General features: G+C 34.4%; 24 protein-coding genes. 16 read left to right on the top strand and 8 right to left on the bottom strand.

Annotated features, from left to right (window positions below; translation table 11 throughout):
• Window positions 1-221 precede the first annotated feature (221 nt).
• Window positions 222-2,063, top strand: coding sequence for an SLC13 family permease (locus tag IE051_RS16070; protein ID WP_229796843.1), 1,842 nt, complete (start codon window positions 222-224; stop codon window positions 2,061-2,063).
• Window positions 2,064-2,128: 65 nt separating this feature from the next.
• Here IE051_RS16070 and rlmF read toward each other — a convergent pair whose 3' ends face one another.
• Complete coding sequence (rlmF, locus tag IE051_RS16065; protein WP_189362452.1) at window positions 2,129-3,007, bottom strand: 23S rRNA (adenine(1618)-N(6))-methyltransferase RlmF; 879 nt, start codon at window positions 3,005-3,007, stop codon at window positions 2,129-2,131.
• 16 nt (window positions 3,008-3,023) lie between these two features.
• Entirely contained in the window at window positions 3,024-4,430 is a 1,407-nt protein-coding gene (locus IE051_RS16060; RefSeq protein ID WP_189362426.1) for an MATE family efflux transporter, read from the bottom strand.
• Window positions 4,431-4,627: 197 nt separating this feature from the next.
• Here IE051_RS16060 and IE051_RS16055 point away from each other — a divergent pair, with 197 nt between their 5' ends.
• Window positions 4,628-5,284: an HAD family hydrolase gene (locus IE051_RS16055; RefSeq protein ID WP_189362425.1), complete on the top strand. Its 657-nt coding sequence runs from the start codon at window positions 4,628-4,630 to the stop codon at window positions 5,282-5,284.
• Here the strand turns inward: IE051_RS16055 and IE051_RS16050 are convergent.
• Window positions 5,281-5,433: a hypothetical protein gene (locus tag IE051_RS16050; protein ID WP_189362424.1), complete on the bottom strand. Its 153-nt coding sequence runs from the start codon at window positions 5,431-5,433 to the stop codon at window positions 5,281-5,283. The two genes, IE051_RS16055 and IE051_RS16050, sit on opposite strands and share 4 nt — an antisense overlap.
• Window positions 5,434-5,444: 11 nt before the next feature.
• The gene (gene mscL, locus IE051_RS16045) at window positions 5,445-5,888 is read right to left on the bottom strand and encodes a large conductance mechanosensitive channel protein MscL (protein WP_189362423.1); all 444 of its coding nucleotides are present in this window, start codon (window positions 5,886-5,888) and stop codon (window positions 5,445-5,447) included.
• Between the two features lie 173 nt (window positions 5,889-6,061).
• Between mscL and IE051_RS16040 the strand changes: the two genes are divergently transcribed.
• Together IE051_RS16040 and IE051_RS16035 are read left to right on the top strand one after the other, a co-directional pair.
• Window positions 6,062-6,664 carry a SatD family protein gene (locus IE051_RS16040; protein WP_189362422.1) on the top strand — a complete coding sequence of 201 codons (603 nt, stop codon included), beginning with the start codon at window positions 6,062-6,064 and terminating at the stop codon, window positions 6,662-6,664.
• On the top strand, window positions 6,658-7,380 hold the full coding sequence (locus IE051_RS16035) for a DUF3307 domain-containing protein (protein WP_189362421.1): 723 nt from the start codon (window positions 6,658-6,660) through the stop codon (window positions 7,378-7,380). The genes IE051_RS16040 and IE051_RS16035 overlap by 7 nt, the downstream gene beginning before the upstream one ends.
• A gap of 3 nt (window positions 7,381-7,383) precedes the next feature.
• On the opposite strand, the gene IE051_RS16030 is transcribed toward IE051_RS16035, so the two are convergent.
• From IE051_RS16030 to IE051_RS16020, 3 genes are all read right to left on the bottom strand, one after another.
• Window positions 7,384-7,749, bottom strand: coding sequence for a DinB family protein (locus IE051_RS16030; protein WP_189362420.1), 366 nt, complete (start codon window positions 7,747-7,749; stop codon window positions 7,384-7,386).
• 90 nt (window positions 7,750-7,839) lie between these two features.
• On the bottom strand, window positions 7,840-11,034 hold the full coding sequence (locus IE051_RS16025; protein ID WP_189362419.1) for a cytochrome c biogenesis protein CcsA: 3,195 nt from the start codon (window positions 11,032-11,034) through the stop codon (window positions 7,840-7,842).
• Between the two features lie 120 nt (window positions 11,035-11,154).
• Window positions 11,155-11,553 (bottom strand): group III truncated hemoglobin, encoded by a 399-nt coding sequence (locus tag IE051_RS16020; protein ID WP_189362418.1) that lies wholly within the window; start codon window positions 11,551-11,553, stop codon window positions 11,155-11,157.
• Window positions 11,554-11,612: 59 nt separating this feature from the next.
• Here IE051_RS16020 and IE051_RS16015 point away from each other — a divergent pair, with 59 nt between their 5' ends.
• From IE051_RS16015 to IE051_RS15965, 11 genes are all read left to right on the top strand, one after another.
• On the top strand, window positions 11,613-12,371 hold the full coding sequence (locus tag IE051_RS16015; RefSeq protein ID WP_189362417.1) for a Rossmann-like and DUF2520 domain-containing protein: 759 nt from the start codon (window positions 11,613-11,615) through the stop codon (window positions 12,369-12,371).
• Window positions 12,361-12,891, top strand: coding sequence for a KdsC family phosphatase (locus IE051_RS16010; RefSeq protein WP_189362416.1), 531 nt, complete (start codon window positions 12,361-12,363; stop codon window positions 12,889-12,891). Before IE051_RS16015 ends, IE051_RS16010 begins: the two co-directional genes overlap by 11 nt.
• A gap of 23 nt (window positions 12,892-12,914) precedes the next feature.
• On the top strand, window positions 12,915-13,829 hold the full coding sequence (locus IE051_RS16005; protein ID WP_189362415.1) for a geranylgeranylglycerol-phosphate geranylgeranyltransferase: 915 nt from the start codon (window positions 12,915-12,917) through the stop codon (window positions 13,827-13,829).
• Window positions 13,829-14,422 (top strand): Maf-like protein, encoded by a 594-nt coding sequence (locus IE051_RS16000; RefSeq protein ID WP_189362414.1) that lies wholly within the window; start codon window positions 13,829-13,831, stop codon window positions 14,420-14,422. Before IE051_RS16005 ends, IE051_RS16000 begins: the two co-directional genes overlap by 1 nt.
• Window positions 14,423-14,439: 17 nt before the next feature.
• Complete coding sequence (locus tag IE051_RS15995; protein WP_189362413.1) at window positions 14,440-15,402, top strand: septum formation inhibitor Maf; 963 nt, start codon at window positions 14,440-14,442, stop codon at window positions 15,400-15,402.
• A gap of 33 nt (window positions 15,403-15,435) precedes the next feature.
• Window positions 15,436-15,987, top strand: coding sequence for a mechanosensitive ion channel domain-containing protein (locus IE051_RS15990; RefSeq protein ID WP_189362412.1), 552 nt, complete (start codon window positions 15,436-15,438; stop codon window positions 15,985-15,987).
• Between the two features lie 20 nt (window positions 15,988-16,007).
• Window positions 16,008-17,075 (top strand): magnesium/cobalt transporter CorA, encoded by a 1,068-nt coding sequence (gene corA, locus IE051_RS15985; protein WP_189362411.1) that lies wholly within the window; start codon window positions 16,008-16,010, stop codon window positions 17,073-17,075.
• 168 nt (window positions 17,076-17,243) lie between these two features.
• Complete coding sequence (locus IE051_RS15980) at window positions 17,244-18,032, top strand: hypothetical protein (protein ID WP_189362410.1); 789 nt, start codon at window positions 17,244-17,246, stop codon at window positions 18,030-18,032.
• A 297-nt stretch (window positions 18,033-18,329) separates the two neighbouring features.
• The gene (locus tag IE051_RS15975) at window positions 18,330-20,852 is read left to right on the top strand and encodes a PIG-L family deacetylase (protein WP_189362409.1); all 2,523 of its coding nucleotides are present in this window, start codon (window positions 18,330-18,332) and stop codon (window positions 20,850-20,852) included.
• 112 nt (window positions 20,853-20,964) lie between these two features.
• Window positions 20,965-22,677, top strand: a complete 1,713-nt coding sequence (locus IE051_RS15970) for a sodium:solute symporter family protein (protein ID WP_189362408.1) — start codon at window positions 20,965-20,967, stop codon at window positions 22,675-22,677.
• Window positions 22,655-23,641, top strand: coding sequence for a Gfo/Idh/MocA family protein (locus IE051_RS15965; RefSeq protein ID WP_189362407.1), 987 nt, complete (start codon window positions 22,655-22,657; stop codon window positions 23,639-23,641). Before IE051_RS15970 ends, IE051_RS15965 begins: the two co-directional genes overlap by 23 nt.
• A gap of 96 nt (window positions 23,642-23,737) precedes the next feature.
• Here IE051_RS15965 and IE051_RS15960 read toward each other — a convergent pair whose 3' ends face one another.
• The gene (locus IE051_RS15960) at window positions 23,738-24,589 is read right to left on the bottom strand and encodes a DUF2911 domain-containing protein (protein WP_189362406.1); all 852 of its coding nucleotides are present in this window, start codon (window positions 24,587-24,589) and stop codon (window positions 23,738-23,740) included.
• Between the two features lie 619 nt (window positions 24,590-25,208).
• On the opposite strand from IE051_RS15960, the gene IE051_RS15955 reads away from it, so the two are divergent.
• Window positions 25,209-25,865: a TetR family transcriptional regulator C-terminal domain-containing protein gene (locus IE051_RS15955; protein WP_189362405.1), complete on the top strand. Its 657-nt coding sequence runs from the start codon at window positions 25,209-25,211 to the stop codon at window positions 25,863-25,865.
• Window positions 25,866-25,867 lie beyond the last annotated feature (2 nt).

Genomic DNA, 25,867 nt, shown 5'->3' with positions numbered 1-25,867 from the left:
CCACGACCTTTTATCACAATTTTAATAAATATATTAATAATACTTAAATTCCCACTATTACTATCACGTTTTCGCTATTTACATCAACAAATAATCCTATGATATTTTCATAATTATTTAAAAATAATACGGAAAAAAAAAGCATGATATTAATCATAATAAATACTTAAATTGTAGGGTAGTTTTACCACTTATTAAAAAGCAATAAAACAATAAATAATATGATCTATTTGATGCTCGCCATTTTAGTTATTACCATTGGTCTCTTTGTTTGGGGAAAGTTTACACCAGATATTGTGGCCTTAATCTCCATGCTAAGTTTATTTTTAACAGGTATTTTAACTTCTACTGAAACCTTAAGTGGATTTAGTAACCCAACGGTCATTATGATTGCTGCATTATTTATAATTGGAGAAGGCATTGCTCAAACCGGTTGGACCGCAATGGCAGGTAAAAAGTTTGTAGAATGGGCAGGGAAAAGTGTTCCCAAATTACTTGTTATAATTACCTTAGGAGGTGGGATACTTTCGGGGTTTGTTAGTAATACCGGTACGGTTGCGACGCTTATGCCGCTTACAATTTCTTCAGCATGGAGTATTGGTACCTTACCCTCTAAAATGTTAATGCCTGTTGCCTTTGGCTCAAACACCGGAGGTCTACTAACATTAACAGGTACCCCACCAAACATTATTGCCAGTAACGCTTTAGTTGAAGCTGGTTTTGATGGCTTTTCATTTTTTGAATTTTCATTAATAGGTATTCCTTTACTTATTATAGCCCTTCTTTATTTTAGATTTGTTGGTTATAAATTATTACCTAGCAACAAAACAAATAATAAGCCGGTTAATATAGAATCTACGCTGCATAATTGGATTGGAGCCTATCAGATTGACAATGGATATTACAGACTGCGCGTGCGTTCCATTTCTCCATTGTTAAACACGAAATTAGAGGCATGGCAATTTGAAAAAACATATAATGTCTCTATTATAAGGATTAAAAGAAGACATCCAAGCGTACTAAAAAAGATTCCACAATTCATTGAGTTCCCTGACCCGAGTACAGAATTCTTATATCATGATATAATTACAGTTAAAGGTGATACGGAAGCGATCAATAAAATGATGATCTCATTTAGATTAGGTCTATTACCGTTGGAACCAATAACGGATGAGCTTAAAAACAACTTAATAAATCAAGAGGTTGGAATGACAGAAGTTATTGTAAATCCGAATTCTATGCTGGTTGGTAGAAAATATAAACTGGGTGACTACTTTAAACGTTTTGGTATTCAATTACTGGCTGCATCAAGAAATAACAAGCCTTTGAAGGATAAGGAAATCATAATAAAAGCGGGTGATGCCTTTCTTTTAAGAGGTACCTGGGAACATATTGAAGATTTAAAACAACAGCATGAACATTTGGTGATTATTGGTAGTCCAGAGGGAATGGCTAAGAATGTGGATAGTTTAAGTCCAAAATCATACGTTGCCTTAGGAGCCTTAGCCCTTATGATTGTAATGATGGTATTTAAAATAGTACCTGGATCTATAGCGGCTTTAATTTCTGCAGGTGTCGTACTTCTTACTGGATGTGTACCTATTTCGAAAGCTTATAAAGGTATTAGTTGGACGAGTGTCGTTATGATTGCTGCCATGATTCCTATGGGTATTGCTCTTCAAAAAACGGGTACAGCACAACTTATAGCCAATGCGTTAGTAGAATATTTGGGAGCCATTCACCCTATTTTATTATTAGGTGGTGTATTCCTTTTAACAACAACCTTTAGTCAGGTAATTAATAATTCGGCAACAGCAGTACTTATGGCACCAATTGCCATACTAGCAGCCGAATCTTTAAACCTATCTCCTGCTCCATTCATGATTGTTGTGGCTATTAGTGCTTCAACAGCATTTTTAACCCCCATTGGCACCACTACCAATGCAATGGTTATGACCGCGGGTGGATATAAATTTATGGATTACTTGAAAGTAGGGGCCCCGTTATTGCTCTTATTTTTCATAATATCTATGGTATTAGTGCCCCTGATATGGCCATTTTAAATTATTTCGATCAAGGAAATAATAGAAACAAAAAGAGGCGCTTTTATTAGGCGCCTCTTTTTGTTTTATTGGAATGTCCATGCCACAATACGTGATATTTTGTTTCCTTGCCCCATATCAATGATTTTAATTTTTGAAGCTCCTAATTTCTTCAATGAATCTTGTATACCCTTTAATAAGTCCTTCTTCGATACTAAAGTTGTAAACCAAATACATTGATCTTTAAATAATGTACTTTCATATAAGTAGTTGTGAATAAAGGCCTTTTCTCCACCTTTATACCAAAGTTCATTACTCTTACCCGAAAAATTCCTGACTTGCTGATGCCCCTTCTTATTCAAGCCCTTAAGCTTTCTTTCTGTGGCCTCTTGAGCCTCCTGTTCAGATTTATAAAAAGGAGGATTGCACATGGTGACAGAAAATTCATCTACCTTGTTCACAACCCCTTCTAAAATATGAGCGCTATCTTTTTGAAAGCGCAAACTTAAATTTTCGGATAGATTATTCTTAGCTATAATTTCTTTAGCGCACTTTAGTGAGGTTTTGTCGATATCTGTTCCCACAAAACGCCAGGCATAGTATTTATATCCTAATAACGGATAAATACATGTAGCTCCCGTACCTATATCCAAAACATGAACCTTACTCGTTATGCCGGATGTTCTCAATAGATCGGCTATATAATGGATATAGTCTACTCTCCCCGGAATAGGTGGACACAGATTAGAATCAGGGAAGTCCCAATATTTGATATCATAATATTTAAATAATAACGCTTTATTTAGCGTTTTTACAGCCACAGGATTTGAAAAATCAATCGTTTTATTCTGAAATTCATTTTCAAAAACAAAAGGGCTAAGCTCCGGATAAGCCACACATAGGTCGTCTAATTTATAACCAGACTTATGGACATTATTTCTATGAAGTTTTGAGTTCTTTTTGATTATTCCACTTTTAATATTATACTTCTACTTTTTTCCAGAGGCCTTTTTTAAACCAAATAACAGCGATAATAGTCATTAAAACTTCGCCTACTGCTATTGCCGAAAAAACACCCACCGGACCATAATTTAAGGTTATAGCCGCAAGATATGCAAAAGGTAATTGTATTAACCAAAAGCAAACAAAATTTATGTACGTGGGTGTTTTTGTATCACCGGCCCCATTAAATGCATTTAACACAATCATACCAAAACCATAAAAAACAAAAGGTGCTGTCATGATACGCAAGCACAAACTACCAGAGGATATAACAGTATCGGTCTTATTAAACCATTCGATGATCTGTGGTGCAAAAACTAGATATATTATGGAAACTATTCCCATAAAAAGGGCGCAGTAGGTTGATGTTTTCCATACAGACTGTTCAGCACGATCTGACTTATTAGCTCCTAAATTTTGTCCAACCAAAGTTGCCGCAGCACTGCTCATTCCCCAGGCTGGCATTAATGAAAATAACATAACACGAATGGCAATGGTATAGCCCGCCAAGACTTCACTTCCAAATTCACTCATAATTCGCATTAAGAATACCCACGATGAAGTGCCTATAAAAAACTGTCCAATACCGCCCAGAGAAACTTTTATTAAGTGAAACATAACACCAACGCGAATGACTATATCTCTTAAACCAATTTTAATTTTACTAAACCCAAATAAGAATACTCCTAGTTGAAACAAAACAGCCGTACCCCGACCAATGGTTGTGGCTATGGCGGCTCCTTCAACACCAAATGCTGGAATTGGTCCTAATCCAAATATAAATATGGGATCTAAAATAATATTTAGGCCATTTGACAGTATTAAAGTCCACATGGATATTGACGCTTCACCAGTACCTCTAAAAATGGCGTTGATTAAAAACAATAACATAATTGTCATATTCCCTCCTAGAAGCACTTTAGTGTAACCGAAACCTTCCTCTATTAAGTCTGGAGATCCTCCCATGATTTCTAAGATTTCTCGTGGATATAAGAGTCCTATGACACTAATAATTATAGCAACAAAAACCCCTAGAAAAATAACCTGTATTGCCGCTTCTGTTGCCCCTTTAATATCCTTTGCCCCCACGCGTCTCGCAACAATTGCAGTTGCAGCTATACTTAAACCAATGGCCACAGCGTATATCAAAGTGATGACGGACTCGGTCAATCCAATTGTCGCAACGGCATTAACACTTATTTGAGACACATACATGATATCCACAAGTGCAAAAATGGACTCCATAAGCATTTCCAAAATCATGGGAACTGCTAGCATAAATATTGCACGTCTAATACTCCCGGAAGTAAACTCCTTTTGCTTTCCCGTTACAGCTATTTTAAAATAATGAACAATTTTATTTAGGGATAATGAGTCTGATTGCATTTAAAAAGTATTAGATGTATAAGAATAGCTAAAACCTAAGTTTTAGCACTTTTGGTGTATTCGAAAGAAATTCGATGCTTTACGAAGGTCAAATTAAACAATCATTTAAAGCAAATATGATATGTTTTTTAAAAACAACAAAATTGTTTTCTAGGGCATTCCTTTGATTTCTTATATCTTCGCACAAAAAATTTAGCATGTTAAAAGCGGTCATTTTTGATATGGACGGAGTTATTATTGATAGCGAACCTATGCATAATAAGGCCTACCATGATATGTTTGATGAAGTTGGAATAGACGTTTCAACTGAATTGTATGAGTCTTTTACTGGTCAATCAACTATAAATATATGCAAACGTCTTTGTGTACATTTTAATCTCGATGAATCACCAGAAACCTTAGTTTCCTTAAAAAGAAAACATTACAAACATTTCTTTGATAGCAATTCAGACCTCGGACTTATTGATGGTGTTTTAGATTTAATAAAGGATTATCACAATAATGGTCTAACCTTAGTATTGGGTTCTTCGGCTGCAATGATTAGTATAAATCAAATTTTTGAAAGATTCCAGTTAGATCAATATTTTATAGCCAAACTTAGTGGTGGTGACTTAAAAGAATCTAAACCGCATCCTGAAATATTTATCAAAGCCGCCCAGGCAACAGGCTTTTCAAGAGAAGAATGCATGGTTATAGAAGATTCCACTAACGGCATTGAAGCCGCTAAAGGTGCTGGCATTTTTTGCGTGGGTTATGACAGTTTTCACTCTAAAAATCAAGATTATTCAAAAGCCGATATGGTTGTTTCTGATTTTAAAGAAATTAGTTTTAGTAAAATAAACAGTGTGGTTTAATCCTTTGCATTTTTAGCTTTTTGCACTATAGCTTTAAGTTTTTCTTTACGTAAAGCCTCTGCTACCTTTTTTTTATTCTTTTTCTGATCCATCAACTTAGAGTGCTTCGCTTTGTTTTTAGTATTCTTTTCTTGTCCTTTCTTTGCCATAGCCCAAGTATTTATTTTTTAGATTTAAGTAGGTTATTTTGTTCTTCCATAAGGCTTGTCATTTTAGACAATAACTCAATATCCTTTGGAGTAACAACAGTCTTATCTTTAACATCTTGAGCTTTATTTCTTAATTTATTCATGAACTTAACCACAATAAAAACAGTAAATCCTATGATAACAAAATCTAAAAAAGCTTCGCCAAAAGCGCCATAACCTATAGCGACTTCATCTTTTAATATTGTTCCAGAGGCATCAACAACGGCATCCCTTAAAACAATGCGTTTACTTTGCAAATTCACGCCATTAGTCAATAAAGATAACGGAGGTAATAATATTTTTTTCACCAATACATCTATTACTTTATTGAAGGAAGCGCCTATGATAATACCTATAGCCATATCCATCATATTCCCCTTTACTGCAAACTCTTTAAATTCTTTATATAGCTTCATGTTTTATTTGTCTTTTTTAGCAAAGATATTAGAATTTATAATATTGTCTTAAACCGTAATATTTTATATTTATAATCTTAAAAGCTAATATTTTAATTTATTAGTTAATAAGCTAATATTTTGTGTTTTCAAAATAAAAACGATACATTTGAGTATATTCTAAGCACAACAAAATGACAAGCATCATTACTGGTGATATTATTAACTCAAAAGAAACCCTACCACAAGCATGGTTAGCCACGCTTAAATTAGCATTAAACAACTTTGGCAACAACCCTAAACAATGGGAAATATACCGCGGCGATAGTTTTCAATTAGAAGTACCCATACAGAACGCTCTCAAGGCCGCTTTTCTCATCAAGGCAGCAATAAAACAGCATAAAAATTTAGATGTTAGACTTGCCATTGGGATAGGTGAAAAAACTTTTAGCACTCCAAAAATCACAGAATCTAATGGTAGTGCGTTTGTAAATTCTGGAGAATGTTTTGAAACTTTAAAAAAAACAACTTTAGCTATTAAATCGCCATATAAATCCTTTGATGACCAAATAAACATTATGCTTGAATTGGCACAACTCACTACAAATTACTGGACCAGCACCTCGGCTAACCTTGTAAAAACAGCCCTTGAACATCCGCAATTAAACCAAAAAGCACTGGCTAAAAAACTAAACAAAACTCAGGGAAATATTAGCCAAGGTCTTAAACGCGCCGGTTATGATGAATTATCCAAACTTCTAGACTATTATAAAAACGAAATCCAAGCCTTATGCTAAACCTAGCCATTTCATTAATTTTAGCCCATGTAATAGGCGACTTTATTTTGCAACCTCAATTGTGGGTGCAGCACAAAGAAAATAATAAACATAAGTCAAAATATTTGTATTGGCATGTATTAGTGCACGCCTGCGCATTACTTTTAGTATTACAATTCAATTTTAAATATTGGCTCGGCATACTCATTATTGCTTTATCGCATTTTGTAATAGATCTTATCAAGTTAAATCTGCAATCACGTATCAACAACAGACTTCTATTTGGATTAGATCAAATAGCTCATTTAGTAGTTATAGCCCTTGTCATCCAGATTTATGAGCCATATACCTTTAGCTTCAATGTATTATTCAACACGAAAACACTTTTATTTATTACTACCCTACTCTGTATTACACGCGTATCATCTATTATTATGAAAACGTTAATTTCTAAATGGGATTTAAAGGAATATAATGAAGAAGCGTCATTAGAAAATGCCGGTGCCTACATTGGGATGCTTGAACGCTTATTTGTATTTGCATTTATAATAACCAATCACTGGGAAGGTGTTGGGTTTTTAATTGCCGCAAAATCAGTGTTTAGATTTGGAGATCTTTCGAAAGCCAAAGATCGCAAACTTACCGAATATATATTAATAGGTACCCTCCTTAGCTTTGGATTAGCAATTGCTTTTGGCTTGGGCTATGAATATGTTTCTGGATTGATTGAAAAATAAAATCTAAGCTAAAATTTGATTTAAATGATGCTCAAGATGATCTACATAATCCAGCATCAAAAATTTTAAATCTGACGATGCACCGTTAGTCAAAACAATTTTATAATTCAGCGTGTTTTCGTTCTGAAGACTAATCACATGCATTATCCTGACATTAATAGCTTTCCAAAACTCCAATAATTCTGAAGTATTAGAATTTTGATAATCATTTGAAACTACCAAATCATACTGTCCGTAACTATCAATTTTAAATGGCTTCGTTACAAACTGAATTGTTGTGAACCGCTGGAGATTATTTATTGCTGAATCTATTAAATGACCAAGAATTTCTTTCTTAGACCATTTATCAGAAGAAGGCTTAAAACTCATTTCTTATTCTGGATATGTTGCGATGCGTTCAAAACTATGATCGACCAATTTCTCTAATCTCTTTTGAGTTTCAGTCATCCCCACAATACTTTACTTTTTATAATACTTAGCATAGCCTCGATAGGCAAAAAACCCAAGTACAGCAACAATCGCACAAGCAATACCAATAAATTTAACACTCACAATCTGATCGCCGCTAGCATAACTATGTAATCCTGCCAAATAAAAATTCACACCAAAATAAGTCATTAATATACTTGAAAAGGCCACTATAGTCATCAAGTTAAAAAACCAACGTCCACGAAGTCCTGGCACCAAGCGCATATGAATGACAAAGGCATAAATCATAATACTAATTAATGCCCAAGTTTCTTTTGGGTCCCAGCCCCAATAGCGTCCCCAACTTTCATTAGCCCACATACCTCCTAAAAAGTTACCAATGGTTAGCATAACTAAGCCAACTGTCAATGACATTTCATTAATGATAGTAAGCTCCTTAATATTCAAATCCATTTTAACTTTATTCGCCTTTGTTGTAAAAGTCATTAGCAGTAAAGACACAACGCCTAAAATCATCCCCAAGGTAAACGGACCATAACTTGCCACAATAACCGCGACATGAATCATAAGCCAGTAGCTATTTAAAACAGGTTGAAGATTTGCAATTGCGGGGTCCATCCAGTTCCAATGGGCTATCATTAAAATCATAGCGGTAACAAAAGCCGTTGAAGCAATAGTCAAATCACTTTTTCTACCAAAGGCAAGTCCAAAAAACATTGTAGCCCATGCTACATAAATCATCGACTCATAGGCATCACTCCATGGCGCATGCCCAGAGATGTACCATCGTACAATAAGCCCAGCGGTATGCAACAAGAACAAGCCTAAAACGATAAATTTAAATACGGTTACTCCAACATTTACAGCCTTAAGTTTATCATTAAATATTTGAATTATTAACAAAATAAACAAGAAAGTCCCTGCATACAAATACCAACTAAACAGCTTTTTAAAAATATCATATTTATTATATAACACCTCCGTTTTAACTTTATCCTCACTTAACATCACCTCGCCGCCATAACGGTGCTGTGTTTTGCTAAATGCCGCTAAGAGTTTTTCGGCTTCTTTAAAATCTCCTGATTGCTTGGCTTGATTTAACGTAAATAAATATGCTCTGAACCCATTTTTTACAAAATTTCCATAAAGCGAATCTTGTATTACTGAAATATCCTGCCTGTAATCATATGTTGAAATCCACTTATTATTATCATCATTAGGAATAGGAAATACTTTTAAAGACATTCCTTCAATAGAGTTATAAAGTAAACTAACACGTTGATCTGTCTCTTTAAATTCTTTCTGAAAACCAGACGGAATTTGAGCCTTATAGGCTTCGTCCAAGAAAGGCGCTAATTTATACTGCCCCTTATCTGTAAAAAAATCGGCTAGCGCAACATATTTATTTTCCTTTGGTACTCCAATTAACCGTCTTATAGAATCCCCCTTTTTAGGTTTAAGATAAATTACGGGTACATTATACCATAGCATTGGACTTTCCTGAATAGAAAGAAAAACTTGATTCGCATCAAAATCTTCATAAGTATCTGATTTACTCAGTTTACGAAGCATTTCTGAAGCATACGTATTAACAGGCATCATTCGTCCACTTAAATCCTGAATCACCAGATGACCAAATTTATCGGCGTGATCCTTTGGCGTAATATTAGCCTTTAAAATAGAATCAATCTGGGCTTTTGTCGGTTTTGTATGATCATGACCATCATTTGGTCCATGGTCATGGTCCTGTGCAAAACCACTCAAACCAAATACCAAAACCACCATGGCAGCAAGCTTCGATTTTTTAGACTTCACTTTCTCTAAATGCCGTTTTAAATCGCCAAATCGCGACCCTTTAACAAACATAATAGCCATTAAACCAAAATACAGCATAAAGTAACCAATATATGTTAACATAGTACCCCAATAATCATGGTTTACAGAAAGTATAGTACCCTTTTCATCCGGATCAAAACTAGACTGAAAAAACCGATACCCATCATGATCTAAGATATTATTCATGAATATTTTATAATCAAAATCTTCGGTTCGTTCATCAATGACTGTGACTTCACTTGAAAATGCCGAAAACCCACGATCGGTTCCAGGATAACGTTCGGCCTCAAAATCATTTAGTTTAATTGAAAATGGCAATTCTAAAGCCTTAGACCCATATTTAAAAGCAAAATCTAATCCGCCCACACTTATTTGCTTAAACCTGCCATTACTACCTTTACCGCCTAAAATACCAACGGTTTTGGTTTCTCCGTTTGTGGTTACTCTCAATTTAACCCCATCCTCGTTACTACTTTTAAGCAACCCTGAAGGTTTTACAATATCAAAAACACCTTTTACCACCGGCTTTGGAAATACCATTTGCATATTCCCAATTACATATCTTGAGCGTAAATGCAAAGGCTGTAAACTATCTTTTACTAATTTACCCTGAGCGCGTGTTGCCATGGTCATATACTCCCCTTCAAAAGGTGAATTAATGGTCAACTCATCATTTTTATAGGTAATATTTATAGCACCTTCAGTTGGTTTATTTAAGGCAAATAGAATATTATGAATACTCTGCACTTGGCCATTTTTCAAAAAGTGATTATGCGGTCCGTTTGCTCCCGCCTCCACGACTTTTAAATATTCTTCACCATTTTCATCTGGAACAATATCCTCCTCTGCACCAACCAAGAATTTCTCCAATTCAATCGATACAGGCTGCTGATTGTATTTTGTGTTGATACTAAAGCTATTCTCCAATCGACCTGAAAAATCAACTTCTCTTTCTACCGGTAATCGCTGCGGTACACCATTTATTTCATAATCGCCATCAATATATGCTGTGATATACGTTTTTTGAGAAAGGAAAGTGTTTTCAGTTGCGCCTTCTCTAATAGCCATCATACCTTCAAAACTCGCATAGCGCGTAATAAAAGCCCCCAATAGAATAAAAATAAAAGAAATATGTAAAATAAATGTGGCCCACTTTTCTTTGGTATACAACCTAAACCTAAATATATTACCCGTAAAATTGATAATAAAAAACACCATAATGGCTTCAAACCACCAAGCATTATAAATTAAGTTTCTAGTATATGGCGTTGGCGATGTTTCTTGCCCTGCATCTAAAAAAGTACCTGTAGCCATGGCAGCAGCAAACAGAATAAATAATACAGCAGTAAGTCTAGTAGAAAAGAAAATATTGGCTAGTTTTTTTTGCATAATCACAACCCTTTTTTGAGGTCGTGCAAATTTAAGGATTTATGTTTATTACTGCATGTTAAAGTATTTAAAAAACCAACCTAAAGAACAGCAGCCAACAAACTTAAAACGAGATAATTTTTATGGCCTAGCTTCGAAAATTTTAAGATACAAGAAGGTGCCCATTTTTCTGGCCCGTCTTTTAGCATTTTCAGCATATTCACCAATAAACAGTTCATCTATGGTTTGGAACCATAGATTTAGCCATAATCCAAAATGCAGTTCAGTAATACAATGGTTATTGTCCTGATCTACCTTAACATGGGCAGCCAAAGGATCTCCGTGATACTTATGCTCAAGCTTACGGGTCATGAACAAGCTCGACTCCCAAAATGTTGTAAGCTTTTCAATATGACCATCCCAATCTGAAATTAAATTATTGAAAAAAGGACCTAAAACGTCGTCATTTCTAACTTTATCATAAAATGAGCTTACTAATAAAAACACATCTTCCCTACTATCAATATCCTTTTTTTCCATATTGACAAAGATACCATATAAGGTTTTTAAATATGTTAATTATACCTATTTTAGCACTTATGATTTCAGTAGTAATTCTAGGAGGTGGTAATGTAGCCACACATTTATTCAAAGCCTTAAATAAAAGCAAAGAATCCTCTGTGATTCAATGGTATAACAGGGATTTAGACCGTATTAAACCTTATGCTAACACGGTACCTATAACAGATGATTTGAACCTTTTAGTGCAAGCTGATGTTTATATTTTAGCGGTTAATGATGATGCTATTGCCAAACTATCTTCAGAATTACCTTTTGAAGACAGATTGGTTGTACACACTTCAGGCAGTGTTAGTATTTACGATTTGGATAAAAAACATAAACGTGGTGTGCTTTACCCATTGCAATCTTTTAGTAAGGATTCAAAAATTGATTTTGCAAATGTTCCTATATGCATCGAAACAGTTGACAAGAAAAGCTATCCACTTTTAAAAACATTAGCCGTTAGTATGGGCAGTCCAACTAAAAGAATTAATAGCGATCAAAGAAAGGTTTTGCATTTAGCGGCAGTATTTGTAAATAATTTCACCAATCAACTTTATAGAATCGGACATGAAATTACTGAAAGTGAAGGTGCTGAATTTGATTTACTAAAACCACTTATTTTAGAAACCGCAAAAAAAATTCAAGACATATCGCCTTTCCAAGCGCAAACTGGGCCTGCAAAACGCAATGATAAAAAAACGATTAAAAAGCATTTAAAAATCTTGGAGAATAAACAGCATCAAGATATTTATGAACTACTGACACAATCAATACAGAACACACATGGAAGATAAAAGCTATAAAGAGTATTTAGAACATATTACCACATTTATTTTTGATGTAGATGGTGTGCTCACTGACGGGTCTGTGACGGTAACCACAACTGGTGAAATGCTAAGAACCATGAACATTAAAGACGGTTATGCGTTAAAAACTGCCGTGGACCAAGGTTTCAACGTATGTATTATTTCTGGTGGTTCTAATGAAGGGGTTCGATTGAGATTAAAAGGTTTAGGTATTACTGATATTTATTTAGGTGCTCACAATAAGATAGAACAACTTAATGACTATTTTGAAAAGAAGGGTGTCCGTTCTGAAAATGTCCTCTATATGGGTGATGATATTCCAGACTACCCCGTTATGAAAGGCATTGGTTTACCTTGTTGCCCACAAGATGCTGTGCCAGAAATAAAGGGTATTTCAAAATACATCTCCCATAAAAATGGTGGTCAGGGCGCAGTAAGAGATATTATTGAACAAGTACTTAAGGTTCAAGATAAATGGAGCGGTAATTTTAGTGCTAAGTATGATTAATTGGTTGTTATAAACTCAGATATTTGAATTTCTTAAACCTCATCCGTTGGAAAAACGTGCTCATGATTATTTTGGCACAATTCCTAATCAAATATGTACTATTAGAACCTTTTGGTGTTAAAACCAGTTTAGATACTTTAGGGATTTCACTTCTTATTTTGGCTACAATATGTATCGCAGCCGCTGGCAACATAATAAATGATATTAATGATGTTGAAACCGATTTCATTAACAAACCAGATAAAATCATTGTAGGGCTAGCCTATTCAGAAAAAACAGCGTATACCTTATATATCCTTCTTAATCTTATTGGTGTTGGTACTGGTTTTTACTTATCCCATTATGTTGGAAGACCGCCATTCTTTATCCTTTTTGTGCTTATTTCTGCATTACTATATGTTTATGCCACACACTTAAAACGCACTTTTTTAATTGGAAATTTGCTTATTTCGGTGCTTGTAGGGATGAGTATACTTATTGTGGGCATTTTCGATTTATTGCCAGTAATGACAGCATCAAATCGATCTATGCAAATGGTGTTCTTTAAGGTCGTTTTTGACTATGCCTGTTTTGCCTTTTTTATTAACCTTCTGCGGGAAATATCAAAAGATATCGAAGATATTGATGGTGATTATAAGGCTGGCATGAACACCCTACCCATAGTTATTGGCAGAGAGCGTGCAAAAAACGTGTTGACTTTTTTAAATTTCATTCCCCTTGTTGGTATTGTTTTTTATCTAATCTCTAATCTCTATAAAGAAATCATTGTCGTCTGCTATTTTTTAGTTCTAGTTATTGGACCATTACTTTACATCAGCATTAAAACATATCATGCCATTACAAAAAAAGACTTTCATCAAATTAGCAATATCTATAAGTTAGTGATGCTCTTTGGTATACTTTCCCTACTTTTATACAAGTACGTAATTCTTAGGTAATGCTGAACGATAAACTCAAAAATCATCATCTTATTTTAGCTTCAGGTTCTCCCCGGAGACAGGAATTTTTTAAAAATCTAGGATTAGATTTTGAAATACGTTTAAAACCTGTAAAAGAAGAATATCCACCAAGACTGACTCATTTTGAAATAAGTAACTATCTCGCCCAGTTAAAAGCACTACCATTTAAAGCAGAATTAACCCCAACAGATATACTAATAACTAGTGATACCATTGTATGGCACAACAACCAAGCTATAGGAAAGCCAAATGATAAGCAAGATGCTATAGAAATTTTAAAATCATTGAGTAACAGCACTCATGAGGTTATTTCATCGGTGTGCTTTACTACTACTAGTTACGAAAAGACCTTGCATAATATTACAAAAGTGAGCTTTAAAGTGCTTTCTGATGAGGAAATAGAATACTACTTAAACACTTATGAGCCTTATGATAAAGCCGGTGCTTATGGCATTCAAGATTGGATAGGGCAAATTGGTGTTACAAAAATAGAAGGCTCATATTTTAATGTTATGGGTTTACCTACACATCTTGTTTACAAAACGTTAAATAGCATTGTGGAAAAGGCTTAGGATTGTAAATTTACAATATGGATAATCTTAAAAAACTGTTCAAAATATTAAAAGCGGAACTATGCTTTTGGAGTATTATAGGCCTACTCCTGATCATCTTTTCATGCGATAACAAAACTAAGCATAAGGCGTTGGCTCATTATTTGGATACTGAAACTTCAAAGCATATTGTAGTTTCAAAAAAACCTACCTCAACTGAATTTAATGCTTATTGGTATGCTGGTGAAGCTGAAATATCTTCATACAATCTAGAACAGGCACGATACGGTGAATTGCGAGAAGGTTCAGCTGTTTTAATTTATGTTACTGAAGATTTTCTGCCAGAAATTCAAGTTAAAGCTGATAATCAAAATCCAAAAAATATTTCGGTATTAAAATTAAATGCCACTAAAAACTTCAATACGGGTATTTACCCCTATTCCATAATGCAGAGCACCTTTTACCCGGTTTCGAATGACAGACATGCCTTAAAAGTTTCCAGCTCTATGCAAGAATGGTGCGGCCATGTCTATGCACAATTAAATAATAGGGAACAATTTAATATCATGACACATTCTTATTTTGAAGGTGAAGCTGATAGTAATGTAACAATTGACAAGGCCATATTAGAAAATGAATTATGGACCAAACTGCGTATAAATCCCAAGGCACTGCCTACAGGAAAAATAAACGTGATACCGTCTTTTGAATATTTGCGACTCAAACATGCACCTATTAAAGCCTACGTTGCCAATGCTACATTAATTGAAGGCACGTATACTTTAGACTATCCCGAATTAAACCGAACATTAAGCATCCATTTTAATACAGCATTTCCTTTTGAAATTGAAGCTTGGGAAGAATCTTTTAAAAGTGGTTTTGGTGCTAGTTCAAAAATGCTAACTACAAAAGCCACTAAGCTAAAAACAATAAAATCTCCTTATTGGCAGAAGAATAAAAACAGGGATGGAATTTTAAGAGAAACGCTACATCTTAATTAAATTTGAGTGTATATTTGTAGTAAACCTTTGACCATGTTTACTAAATTTATTGCTGCGTATCGCGAAGAACTAATCATTTCTGCGTTTGTCATAGGAATTTTATTTATTCTTAGACTAATAACTATTGTTGCTGTTCGGAAATTAGGAAGAAAGAGCGGAATTAATCAAGCACGAATAAGTTTAATTTGCCGTTACGTTACGGGTACAGCCGTAATTCTTGCCTTAATCATTGAATCCTTTATATTTGGTGCACAATTTCGAGAATTAATTGTCATCTTCTCGTCAGTATTTGCTGTATTAGGTATTGCTCTGTTTGCCGTTTGGTCCATTTTAAGTAATGTTACTTCCGGAATTATCATGTTTTTCAACTTTCCATATAAGGTTGGAGACAAGATAAGCATTCATGATAAAGACTTTCCGGTTGAAGCTATCATTGAAGACATTAGAGCATTTCACTTGTATCTGAGGTTAAATAATGGCGATTTAATAACCTACCCCAACAACCTCATGTTGCAAAAAGCAGTAAGTATTGTTGAAAAAGATGCTATTGAAGAAAGCCCACGAGATTCTAATAGTGCTGTTTAGATATTTTGTATTTTTAGAATATGCAAAGAAGACGAGTAAACCGATCTAAAAAGAAACTAGGACAAATTCCTGGTAGTATTATTTATACTGGGGAGCGATCAAAAGAAGATTTATTTATTGAATCTTTTGACTACAATAGGCAACACTGTTCAGAAAAGACTTTGCATTCCATAGAAGAAAGCTTTGAATTTAAGAATACCGATGCTGTCACTTGGGTAAACCTAAATGGCCTTAATCACGTGAATGCCATAGAAAAGCTAGGTCACCATTTTGGGTTTCATCCACTGGTATTAGAAGATGTTGTAAATATTGCGCAACGCCCAAAAATTGATGAGCATGAGGGGTATCTCTTTGTGGTTTTAAAAATGCTTTATTATAATAAAGAAAACAACTTAGTATCAGAACAAGTTAGTTTTTTGTTAGGAAAAAACTATCTCTTTTCTTTTCAAGAATCAGAAGGTGATGTTTTTGATGCCGTGAGAGTACGCATCAGACAAGACAAGGGTAGAATTAGAAGCATGGCTTCTGATTACTTACTATACAGTTTAATTGATGCTATTGTAGACCATTATTTTAGCGTGATAGAAATACTTGGAGATAAAATTGAAGACTTTGAATCTGCTATTTTTGAAGGCGAAACAGATCATGATACGAGTAGAAAAATACAAGATTTAAAACGTGAAATATTAAGAGTGCGTCGCTCTATTTTCCCATTAAGAGAAGTCATCAATAAAATTGAAAAAAATGAAAATCCGCTCATCCATAAAAAAACAATAACCTATTTTAGAGATGTTTACGACCATCTAATTCAAGTCACTGAAAATATTGACATCTACCGCGAAATGATTTTGGGATTAATGGATATGTATATGACCAGTATTAGTAACAAAATGAATGAAGTAATGAAAGTCCTCACCATCATGGCTTCCATTTTTATTCCTCTAACATTTATTGCTGGTATTTATGGCATGAATTTCAACTACATGCCCGAGTTACAATTTAAGTATGGTTATTTCCTAGTCTGGGGTATTATGGTTATTATTTTCGCAGGTATGCTGTATTATTTTAAACGTAAAAAATGGATTTAGAATTTAAAATAACAATTGTTTAGTTGATGTTACATAAAACTCTAAAACAAGAATTCTAACAAACACGATACGCTCCAGTACTAACACTTTGATTGATTTAATCCTAATAACGAATACAAACTAGCCAAAAGAATCAAAATGCACCTACCTCATTACATAAAATTTCTTTTGATTGTTAGCCTCTTTTTGCAGCCGTTTTATAATCTATGTGCTCAAAATTCAAAAGAGGATAAATATTATATCAATAATAATAGAAAGTGGAAAGCAGACATCCCTATTTGGGTTCCTGGGTTTAGAGGTCAAATTGCTTATGGGGAATTCGATTTTTCGTCTGGGGAAGGTGGTGAAAGGGAATTTGAAAGATTAAATGGTGATGCTGGACTAGAATTTTACTTCGTAGGTAGAATATCGGTGAAGCATAAAAAAATATGGGCGCAAATAGATGCTTTTTCAGGACGGGTTGGAAGTACATTTACCTACACATCACCCAATGAATTAATTGAAAAAGAAATTGTTAATATTGATATTCATGGAACCATTCCAAGATGTATTGGTGGTTATTCTGTTTTCCAAGCTACTTCAAAAAGTAATATAAAAATTGAATTAATACCCTATCTAGGGTTTCGCTATGTAAACTTTCGTTTACAGTCTGATGTTTTTGGTAATAATGATGTCATAAACATACAGCCTAACTGGTTTGAACCACTCATTGGCATTTATGTTCCCGTAATTTATAAACGATTTAAACTGGAACTACTTTGTGATTATGGAGCAACCGGTAAAAACTACTCTTGGGTGATAAGTAATCAATATCGCTACAGGCTATCTCAATTGGTTGATTTACACATTGGCTGGACCCATATGCATCTCTATCATGATGGGGTTGTTAATGGAAACAACCTAAGATCATCAGTAAGACTTTTTGGACCTACCGCGGGCATAGGCTTTAAGTTTTAAGACGTTGAAATATGGATATTTGAATTTCTATTTTAAATGTCATCAAATTATTAAGAATAGATAGTTTAAGTATCAACCCGAATAATAAAACAATTGCGATTTAAGCCCGTAAAGGACTGATTAATTGAGGCTTTAAAAGTAAATATTACACTAGATTGTTTAATTAAATTTCACACAACTACTTCGCAATTAAAGGGTCTAATTATTTACACTAGACATGATAAGTTAAAGAAAGTCTAAAACGTATTTAAGGGGTAGATAACTTTCATATATTTGATTTTTAGCTAACTAAAAATCATGCATAAAAAACTCTTTTTAATAGTGATAGCAGCGTTTTCGCTATCAAACAGTATCGCTCAAAAACCTACAGTTCCATCATCCACAGAAATCTATGAATCCATTCAAAAATTAAACTTTTTGGGTTCTGTGTTATATGTGGCTGCTCATCCTGATGATGAAAACACCCGGCTAATTGCTTACATGTCTAATCATGAAAAAGCAAGAACCGCCTATCTATCGTTAACCCGTGGCGATGGAGGACAAAACCTAATTGGTCCTGAAATTCGTGAGTTATTAGGTGTGATTAGAACCCAAGAATTACTAGCCGCGCGCGGTGTTGATGGCGGTGAACAACTTTTTACTCGAGCAAATGATTTTGGCTACTCTAAACATCCAGATGAGACGCTTAAGATTTGGAATAAAAATGACGTATTAAGCGATGTTGTTTTAGCAATTAGACAATTTAAACCAGACGTAATAATAAATCGTTTTGACCATAGAACACCAGGAACCACACATGGTCACCATACGAGTTCGGCTATGCTGAGCATGGAGGCCTTTGATTTAGCCAATGATAAGTCGGCTTATACTGATCAATTGAACCAGACTAGCCTTTGGCAGCCAAAACGTTTATTTTATAACACAAGTTGGTGGCGTTATGGAAGTAGAGAGAAATTTGATAAAGTTGATAAAAGCAACATGATTAAGTTTGACATTGGTGCATACTACCCTTTAAAAGGATTATCTAACAATGAATTAGCCTCATTGGCAAGCAGTCAGCATTTATGTCAAGGTTTTGGACGTTTATCGCAAAGAGGTACTCAAGAAGAATATATTGAATTCTTAAAAGGTGCACCTGTTAATAATAACAATATTTTTTCAGGTATAGATACCTCTTGGAACCGCGTTCTAGGAGGTTCGGCAATTGGCGATATTTTATATGCGGTAGAAAACAATTTTGATTTCACAAACCCATCAGTTCATATTCCGCAACTAATAGAAGCATATAAACGCCTACAAAATATTGAAGATGAGCATTGGAAAACACAAAAATCGAAAGAGCTAAAGGCTATCATTGAGATGTGTGCTGGTTTATATTTGGAAGCTTCCGCAGAAAATAATTGGGCAACTGCCAATGAAACCGTAAAATTAAACTTAGAAGTTCTTAATAGAAGTAACACTGCCATAACATTATTAAGCATTACAGACTCCAGTGGTCTTAATATTTCGAAAAATATAGACTTAACAAACAATACCAGATTCACTTTTGAAGAAAATCTAAAAATTAAGAGTTCGCAAGAACCTACTAATGCCTACTGGCTGAACAAAAAAGGTACATTAGGTATGTATACTGTAGATGATCCCAAGTTAATTGGGCTTCCTGAAACTCCGCGCACCTATAAAATTGATTTTAATGTATTAATTGATAATGTGCCTATTAGCTTCACGAAAGATGTCATGCAGCGTTTTTCAAAACCCGATAAAGGGGAACTGTACCGTCCGTTTGAAATTATTCCAGAAGCTGCCGCAAAAATAACAGAACAGGTTATTATTTTTGATTCTGATGAATCACATGAAGTCAGTGTTGTTATTCAATCTGGTCGTCATAATCTTGAGGGAACTGTTGAATTATGTCACCCTGAAGACTGGAGCGTCTCACCAAAAACACAAAAAGTATCTATAGCCCACAAAGGCGAAGAGCAAACGGTAACATTTATTGTTACACCTCCCAAAACGGGAAGTGAAGGTTTTATTGGCCCTATTGTTCATATAGGTGATAAAGATTATAATAAAGAACTCTTTGAAATCGATTATGAGCATATTCCTTTTCAAACTGTTCTATTGCCAAGTGAAAGCAAGGTAGTCCGACTAGACATTAATAAAAGTGGTAAAAATATTGGCTATATTCAAGGTGCTGGAGATGTTGTTCCTGAAAGTTTAGAACAAATAGGATACAAAGTAAAAATTCTTAAACTAGAAGATATAAATCCCGAGTACCTCAGTGAATTTGATGCTATTGTAGTTGGAATTAGGGCCTACAACACCTTGGATGATATAGAATTTAAACTGCCTCAATTATTTGATTATGTCGCCCAAGGCGGAAATATGATAGTACAATACAGTAAAAGCTACGGCTTAAAAACTAAAAATATAGCCCCCTATAGTTTGACATTATCACATGATCGTGTAACTGATGAAAATGCTAGCGTAAGATTTATTAACCCGAAACACGAAATCTTAAATTCACCTAATAAAATCACTCAGAAGGATTTTGAAGGCTGGACTCAGGAACGTGGATTGTATTTTGCGAATGCATGGTCAGATAAATTCACACCTATTTTATCCATGAATGATAATGGAGAAACAGCCAAAGAAGGTAGCTTACTAATCGCACAGCATGGTAAGGGCTATTTCATCTATACCGGGTTAAGCTTTTTTAGGGAGTTTCCTGCTGGCGTTTCTGGTGCCTATAGATTGTTTGCTAATATGATTTCCTTAGGCAAAGAAGACATGAATTTAGAAGCTAAACGAAATGATTAACCATGGATGACAAAGAACCAAAACAAACTTGGCTTAAGCTATACTCTATTGTTTTAATAGCCAACGCCCTATATTTTATAGCCTTCTATATCATTACAAAATCGTTTTAATTATGCAAACTTTAAGTTGGATTGACTGGACGGTTTTATGCTTTACCCTAATCGCTATTGTAACTTATGGCACGCTACAAACGAGAGGTAGCAAAAATGTGAAAGACTATTTACGAGGTGGAAACACATCTAAATGGTGGACAATTGGCCTGTCAGTAATGGCTACTCAGGCGAGTGCGATTACTTTTTTATCCACACCTGGCCAAGCGTTTAATGATGGTATGGGCTTTGTTCAGTTTTATTTTGGTCTGCCCATTGCCATGGTGGTTATCTGTATGGTTTTCATTCCGCTGTACTACCGCCTAAAAGTTTATACAGCCTACGAGTTCTTAGAAAATAGATTCGATTTAAAAACAAGAACGCTTGCCGCCATTTTATTCTTAATTCAAAGAGGTCTAGCGGCAGGTATAACCATATTTGCTCCGGCTATCATTCTATCCGTTGTACTGGGCTGGGATCTATTAACATTAAATATAATTATTGGGGTCTTAGTAATTATTTACACGGTTTCTGGAGGCACGCGCGCTGTTAATGTGACTCAAAAACATCAAATGGTAGTGATTTTTATAGGGATGCTTATCGCGTTCTTTTTAATAGTTGATAAATTACCAGAAGACATCACATTTTCAAAAGCACTTGAAATTGCAGGTGCGAGTGGCAAAATGGAAGTTCTTGATTTTTCCTTTGATTTAAACAACCGTTATACCTTCTGGAGTGGTATTATTGGTGGTACATTTCTAATGTTATCCTATTTTGGTACAGACCAAAGCCAAGTGCAACGCTATTTGTCTGGGAAATCAATTAAAGAAATGCAACTGGGTTTAATATTTAATGGTATTTTGAAGGTACCAATGCAATTTTTCATACTTCTTGTTGGTGTCATGGTATTCGTTTTTTACCAATTTAATGAAGCGCCTATTAACTTTAACCCTACTGCCACAGAGGTTGTTTTAAATTCAGAATATGCAGAGGACTATAAAGCCTTGCAAAAAGAACAACAGGTTATTTTTAATGATAAGCAAAAAATTATTGAAGCTTATATGTCGTCAGAAAATGATAATGCCTCAAAATACATTGCACTAGCAAACGAGGCCAATGATGACATTAGAAGCGAAGCTAGATTATTAATTGATAAAGCTTCTGAAAGCCAAGACATCAAAATAGAGAGTAACGATAAAGATTATGTATTCATCCATTTTATTTTAACCAATTTACCTCGTGGTCTTATAGGCCTGTTATTAGCTGTTATTTTAAGCGCCGCGATGTCTAGTACGGCTAGTGAACTTAATGCACTAGGCTCAACAACTACAATAGATCTATACAAACGAAATACTAGTCCAAAGACTGAAGAAGACATGGTCAAAGCATCACGTTGGTTTACATTTGCTTGGGGTATTATAGCTATTGGCGTGGCCTGTGTTGCCAATCTTGCTGAAAACTTAATTCAGCTCGTAAATATTATAGGTTCCATATTCTATGGAAACGTTTTAGGCATATTCCTATTAGCCTTCTTCTTTAAGTTTGTGAGAGGCAATGCTGTTTTTATAGGCGCTTTAATAACACAAGTGCTTGTTATTCTTCTATTTTTCCTTAATGAATTTGGGTACATCAATCTACCGTTTTTATGGTTAAATTTTGTTGGCTGTGCCTTAGTAATTGCCATCGCTTGTTTCATTCAATACATTTCTCCTAATGACAAAACAATCAGATCATAACACAATAAACTGGGGTATTTTAGGTTTGGGTAGCATTGCACATAAATTTGCTACAGATCTACTAACGGCAGAGGGCGCAAATTTATACGCAGTAGCTTCAAGATCTCAGGACAAAGCCGATGAATTTGCTTCTAAATTCAAAGCAGATATAGCATACGATAGCTACACAGCACTCGTTGAAGACGATAATGTTGATGCCGTTTATATAGCAACGCCACATGCACTTCATAAGGAGAATACATTACTATGTTTGGACCATGGGATTGCGGTACTTTGTGAAAAGCCATTTGCTATGAATGCGGAGGAGGTAGAACAAATGATAGTCAAAGCCAAAGAAAAGAACGTGTTGCTTATGGAAGCACTTTGGACCTATTTCTTACCACATTATAAATTTGTACTCAACTCTATTAGAAATAAGACTTACGGTAATATCATTAAATTAGAAGCTGATTTTGGATTCTTTAGAGCCTTTAATAATGATGCTCGGTTATTTAACAAAACACTGGGTGGCGGCAGTTTATTAGATATTGGCATCTACCCTATTTTTACAGCACTTTCAACATTAGGATTGCCAAAACAAATGGAAGCAACAGCCTCATATTTTGAAAATGGCGCAGACGCTTCATGTGATATGGTCTTTAAATATGATGATGCCACGGCATATTTAAAAAGTACACTTCTGAAAGATACACCTACTGAAGCCATTTTTTATTGTGAACATGGCACCATTAAAATTAATACTATGTTTCATATGCCAACCACAGTTTCTATTATTACTGAAGGCAAGGAAGAAGTTCTAGAAGATTTCGAATACAAAACCATTGGCTACAACTACGAGGTGATTCACTTTAATGACTTATTGAGGGCAGGGAAAACTGAAAGTGATGTTATGACCTTTGATTTTAGCCGCCAACTTATTAAGACCCTGGACGACGTCAGAAAAATTATTAAATTAAACTATTAAAAAAAAATAAGCTTTAAAAGCAAAAAACGCAACCGTTATGGTTGCGTTTTTTGTTATTCTAAAACCTAATAGACTAGACCTACTAAGTCCTAATTTTTATTGAGCGCCCCACTCTTTTAAAGAGTCTGTGTTCATTTTCACATAATCAGCATTACCAGCCTTTTCTGCACCAGCTAATGAAGCCTTAGCTGCAGCTATAGCACCTGCAGTATCGCCAGCTTTAGCATGAATTAAAGATTGTTGTCTTAAGAACCAAAAACGAGGTTTGTCTTTAGTCATGTCAACTGCTTTATCTATCCATTCTTGAGCTTGCTTAATATCTTTACCTTCTTGCAAATAGTAAACAGCCGAAGAGAAATAATCATTCTCTGTTGGAGTACCTCCTAAAACATCATTAATACTTGCTAAAACAGCATCATCAGTTGGAACTGTAAAAGGAATACCAACATATGTTTTTTCCCAAATAATCTCTATTATAGCCGAATCATTTTTAATGCTATTAATATCTATTGTAAAAGTCTCAACATTAAATGGAATAGGGTGCACAGGTACTTCGCCCATAGCCATTACCTTACTGTCATCCCATTCTTTAGGCGTTCCCCAATTTTCAGTGTCTGCATAAAAATAGATTTCCCAATTATCTTTTCCTGGCTTTGAGAAAATAGCATAAGATCCTGCTTTTAATTTTGAACCAAATACCGTTGCGTCTGTACTAAAAGTAATGATGGTGTTTTTATTAGCACCTGTTCTCCAAAGTTTATCAAATGGCACAAGACCTCCGTAAACTTCACGCTCCCTAACAGCTGGTCTTGAATATTCCAATGTAATATCAGTCAATCCAACTTTCTGTTCCATTTTCGATGCTGGACTTGGTTGCGGTGTAGTTACCTGAGCATTTACAGAATACATTGTCGCACCTGCAATAAAAAGTAGAAGTAATTTTTTCATTTTGTATAGTTATATTTATTTTGCTATAAATTTACACAACACAATCCCTATTAATGTTAACAAAAGCTTAAAAAATACGCTAAACAGGCCTACATTAAACATATCCATAGATACTCTTTTCTGAATAAAAGTTTACAAAAAAACTGAACGATCCCAATCCAAAATTTATAACAGATCTATTATTCAAACCTATGCCTTTTACTTTTTCATTACATTCCTGATAAAACTAATATGATTGCCACCGGAGTTAAATAAGCTTATAATAAATAACTTTTAGATTTATTTCTAAAAAGTATTTTTATAAGGGATACCTTTTAATCAAACAAATAAAAGCCATTAAACCGTGTCAGGATTTATGACAAAAGGTATTCTGACAGGTTTTTATAGGTTTAGCCACCCCTAGCATTTTGATTACCAGCTCTATTTAAAGTTAATAGGTATAGCCATTACATTCTTGCCATGACACATCCTTAGCCAAAAGCTTAAGTAACAATAATTAAGGAATTACAAAATAAATAATGATCGCTTTTTTGTGCTTCAAAATAAATAAAATAATATTTTGTTTAACTTTTTACATTATTTGTTAAACATTTTATATCTTTACATCAAATTAGGAGATATGGCAAAGAAAAAAGCAATTACCAAAGAAAAGATTATATCCCTGTATATGGATTACATTTTAGAACATGGTAAAAATCCGAAAACAGTATATGCGTTTGCAAAATTAAATGCATTTCAAGAAAGTGAATTTTACATTCACTTTGCTTCATTTCAAGCTATTGAAAAGGGAATTTTCGAGGCCTTTTTCTCAAATTCAATTCAGGCTTTAGAGAAAAGTGATGATTACAAAATTTTTGACGCAAGAAACAAGTTATTAAGTTTCTATTTTACCTTATTTGAGAATTTAACAGCAAACAGAAGTTATGTCACCCATGTCTTAAACAAGTATGAGTCCGATTTAAAAGGACTCAAAATACTTTCTGGATTAAAACATCATTTTACGAACTACATTAATGGTTTAGGAATCCAAATGTTGGACATTAAGCAAGCGCAATTTGAAAAAATACAAGAAAAGGCTTTAAAAGAATCCGCTTGGTTGCAACTTTTACTTACCATGAAGTTCTGGTTAGACGACACCTCTGCATCTTTTGAGAAAACTGACATTTTTATTGAAAAATCGGTCAATACAACATTTGATGTTTTAGATATAGCGCCTTTAAAAAGTGTTATTGACCTAGGTAAGTTTTTATTCAAAGAAAAAATTCACATGAATTAACA

Source organism: Algibacter mikhailovii (genome assembly GCF_014651495.1).
Taxonomy (GTDB): Bacteria; Bacteroidota; Bacteroidia; order Flavobacteriales; family Flavobacteriaceae; genus Algibacter_E; species Algibacter_E mikhailovii.
The sequence above is the reverse complement of the archived record's forward strand: the minus strand, read 5'-3'. Positions and strand labels throughout refer to the sequence as shown.